The organism is Pseudorhodoplanes sp. (assembly GCF_035565855.1).
GTDB lineage: Bacteria > Pseudomonadota > Alphaproteobacteria > Rhizobiales > Xanthobacteraceae > Pseudorhodoplanes.
Genome location: NZ_DATMRX010000237.1, coordinates 1 through 2,668, shown reverse-complemented (window position 1 = coordinate 2,668; position 2,668 = coordinate 1). Strand labels below are relative to the sequence as shown.

Sequence of the window (2,668 nt, the reverse complement as noted above, 5' to 3'; positions counted from 1 at the left end):
ATTTTCGCCCGGCGTTCGCAGCGACGTCCGCATGCGCGGCGCGGGAGTTACGGCCGTCCTCGGTCCCACCAATACCGGCAAAACTCATCTCGCGATCGAGCGAATGCTCGCTCATTCGTCCGGGCTGATCGGACTGCCGCTGCGGCTGCTCGCCCGCGAGGTTTACAACAAGGTCACCGAGAAAATCGGGCCCGACTCCGTCGCGCTCATCACCGGTGAAGAGAAGATCAAACCGTCCAATCCGCGGTTCTGGATTTCGACCGTGGAGGCGATGCCGCGCGATCTCGATCCGGCATTCGTTGCGATCGATGAGATCCAGCTCGCGGCCGATTTCGAGCGTGGTCACGTCTTCACGGATCGCATTCTGAATCGCCGCGGCCGCGAGGAAACGCTGATTCTCGGCGCGGCCACCATTCGGCCGATGATCGAACGGCTCCTGCCGGGCGCGAATATCGTGTCACGTCCGCGGCTGTCGCAACTCACCTTTGCAGGGGATCGCAAGCTGACGCGATTGCCGAGCCGCTCGGCCATCGTCGCGTTTTCGGCGGATGAGGTCTACGCGATCGCCGAACTGATCCGCAGGCAACGCGGGGGTGCCGCGGTCGTTCTCGGCGCGCTGTCGCCGCGAACCCGCAATGCCCAGGTCGCCCTTTATCAGTCCGGCGACGTCGACCATCTGGTCGCAACCGATGCGATCGGGATGGGTCTCAATCTCGATGTCGACCACGTCGCCTTCGCGTCCGACCGGAAATTCGACGGCTATCAATTCCGCAAGCTGACGCCGGCCGAACTCGCCCAGATCGCGGGACGTGCGGGCCGCGCGACACGCGACGGAACATTCGGGACCACCGGTCGCTGCGAGCCGTTCGACGAAGAATTGGTGCAGCGGCTGGAAAGCCATTCCTTCGATCCGCTTTCGGTCCTGCAATGGCGAAATGCGGCACTCGATTTTTCGTCGGTCGGGGCGCTGCAGGCGTCTCTGTCGGAGGTGCCGACCGAACCCGGTCTCACCCGTGCTCCGCTCGCGGAGGACATCCTCGTGCTCGATCACGCCGCGCGCGATGAGGATATCCGCGGGATGGCCACGGATCGTGTCGCAGTCGAACGGCTGTGGGAGGTTTGCCAGGTCCCGGACTACCGGAAGATCGCACCGGCAAACCATGCCGAACTCGTCACCACCCTCTATGGATTTTTGATGAGGGCGGGTAAAATCCCCGACGACTGGTTCGCCCGGCAGGTTGCGCAGGCGGATCATACCGAAGGCGATATCGACTCACTCTCCACCCGGATCGCGCATGTTCGAACTTGGACATTCGTTGCTAACAGGCCGGATTGGCTTGCCGATCCAGACCATTGGCAAGGCGTCACGCGCGTGGTCGAAGACAAGTTGTCGGATGCGCTCCATGAGCGCCTTACCGCCCGCTTTGTCGATCGCCGCACCAGCGTGTTGATGCGGCGGCTGCGCGAGAACACAACATTGGAAAGTGAAATTTCAAAAACCGGCGAGGTTACCGTCGAGGGTCATCTGGTCGGACGACTGGAAGGCTTCCGTTTCGCGGCCGATCCATCGGCAGGAGGCTCCGAGGCGAAGGCGCTTCATGCGGCCGCGCAAAAAGCGCTGGCCGGCGAGATCGTGGCGCGAGCATCGAAGCTGTCTCAATCGCCGGACGAGCAATTCGTTCTGACATCGGACGGCACCATTCGCTGGACCGGCGACGCGGTCGGCAAGCTAGTCCCCGGCGAAGAGATTTTGCGGCCTCGCGTGCGCATTCTCGCCGACGAACAGCTCACCGGACCGGCGCGCGAGCAGGTCCAGGCGCGGCTCGATCTTTGGCTCAAGGCGCATATCGACAAGCTGCTCGGACCGCTGTCGTCGCTGGCCGCGGCCGAGGACGTCACCGGCATCGCCCGTGGCGTCGCCTATCGCCTGATCGAGGATCTCGGTGTTCTCGAGCGCCACAAGGTGGCGGACGACGTCAAGGGTCTCGACCAGAATGCACGCGCGACCTTGCGCAAGTACGGCGTGCGGTTCGGCGCCTACCATATCTATGTGCCGCCGCTTCTGAAGCCGGCGCCGCGCGGATTGGCGACGCTTCTGTATGCCGTCAAGCACGACAATGGCGAGATGCGCGGCCTCGACGACGTCCAGCAGCTGGCATCGAGCGGACGCACCTCGATACCGGTCAACAAGGACGTGCAGAAGAACCTGTATCGTGTCGCCGGCTATCGGGTGACCGGTGAGCGCGCGGTGCGCGTCGACATTCTCGAGCGGCTTGCGGATCTGATCCGTCCGGCATTGGCCTGGCGGCCGAATTCGCCTGGCATCAAGCCAGCCGGGGCGCTCGATGGCACAGGCTTCACGGTCACGGTCGGCATGACGTCGCTGGTTGGCTCTTCGGGCGAGGATTTCGCATCGATCCTGCGCTCGCTCGGCTATCGGATGGAGCGCCGGCCGAAGCCGTCCGAGCCGGATGTCAAAGCCGGGTCTGCGCCATCGGACGCCGCGGTGCCATCCGGCGAGGTGGAAGCTTCCGACGAGGCGCCGTCATCATCAGCCGAAGTCGGCGGTGAGGCATCCGAGACGGCTGTCGCTGACGAGGCGGTCGCCATCACCGAGGCTGCGCCTCCTATGGACGCCACGGACAGCGTCACGCCGAATGTTTCCGAG

At 64.2% G+C, this 2,668-nt stretch carries 1 protein-coding gene; it reads left to right on the top strand.

All coding sequences use genetic code 11. From position 1 onward, the window contains the following. Window positions 1-31 precede the first annotated feature (31 nt). Window positions 32-2,668: helicase-related protein (locus tag VN004_RS13130; RefSeq protein ID WP_325610688.1), on the top strand; the 2,637-nt coding region annotated here is incomplete at its 3' end.